The following is a 1,268-nucleotide window of genomic DNA, read 5'->3' as shown; positions in this document are numbered from 1 at the left end:
GTTGCAGCTCATCCAAAACAGTCTGGATCAGGCTACAGCTAATGGTGAAGCCAAGCTTCAATTCGCTCCTGCCGAGGGGACAAACTTTTTTTGGCAATTAGGTTGGGAAACCACTGAATTTCGTTCTTTCCTAGAAGAAGGACAGCGTTTGCAGCGTTTAGACCTGCCTGAGGCACTGCTGGCGTTATTATCCTCCCCAGAACATCAAGAAAGTTTGCGCCAGTTATTTGGCTTTGCTTTGATGAAGCGATCAGAAAAAGACAATCATTCCTAACTGACTCTATTTCTGTATAACCATTGACGAATTAACTAAAACAAGGAGCAATCTTATGAAACTTCCAGTTCAAGTTAAGCCCGTTTTCAGGCAATCGTTGGGGGCAAGTTATGTATCTCTCAAAGTAGGTGCTAACCCAAGTCAATATAAAGGTACATGCTTTATCAATACAGGAGGGAATGCATCAACAAATTGTACAGCAGGGGCATACCATCGAAATAATAACGTTTCGCAAAATGAGTGCTGTACTAATCATGCTGGTGCAGTTTCATGGCAGTCACCGCCTGACAGCCCGATAGGCCAGCGGTGTTTTTCGTGTCGATAATAATAAACTTAAACAAGGAACAATCTTATGAAACTTCCAAACCTAGGAGCGTGTCCTTAGCCTAAACGAGTTAATCACCCAGGATAAATGATAGCAAAAGTGTGATTGCACTAGTTTTCTCAGTGCAATTACACTTTCTGTGCATAATTGCCTCTAGGGAGGTATCCTCAATAATATAAAGTCTGGTTGAACACCCTTAATGGAATCCAAAATTTCAGAGGGGAAAAAAGAGCATGAAACTTCCAAATCAAGCTTCACCCGTCAGGAGATTTGTTGTCCAGAACTATTCAGGTCTACAAGAGACCCTAGAGGAAGTAGCTAGCCCAAGGAACTCTTGGGAGTTGAAGCTACAAAAAGAAAATGATTCCTCCTCTCCCTTCAAAGATATCAAGAAAACATTTGATATTGGTGCAAAATCTGAGTTGGAGGAAGTTTCATCTGGGGGAAGCAGTACTCAGGAAACCCCTAACCCCATTCCTGAACCTCCTGATCAGATTCAGGAATACCCCAGTGATACTGGAGTTTGGACAAAATTGGGAAGAATTCTGCAACACCTAGCGATGCCAGCAATTTCCCGTCCGTCCGACTCTTCTGGCAGGGTAGTTTGAACACCCTTAATGAAATCCAAAATTTCAGAAGGGAAAAAAGAGCATGAAACTTCCAAATCAA

1 protein-coding gene and 1 pseudogene are annotated in these 1,268 nt (G+C 42.4%); both read left to right on the top strand.

Going from position 1 to position 1,268, the window contains the following annotated elements:
* A pseudogene (locus F6K37_RS43080) lies at nt 1–274 on the top strand (class I SAM-dependent methyltransferase); the annotation flags it as partial.
* A gap of 558 nt (nt 275–832) precedes the next feature.
* The gene (locus F6K37_RS43075; protein ID WP_071106985.1) at nt 833–1,207 is read left to right on the top strand and encodes a hypothetical protein; all 375 of its coding nucleotides are present in this window, start codon (nt 833–835) and stop codon (nt 1,205–1,207) included.
* Nucleotides 1,208–1,268: the final 61 nt, after the last annotated feature.

This window comes from Moorena sp. SIO4E2 (genome assembly GCF_010671945.1).
Classification (GTDB): domain Bacteria; phylum Cyanobacteriota; class Cyanobacteriia; order Cyanobacteriales; family Coleofasciculaceae; genus Moorena; species Moorena producens.
The sequence above is the reverse complement of the archived record's forward strand: the minus strand, read 5'-3'. Positions and strand labels throughout refer to the sequence as shown.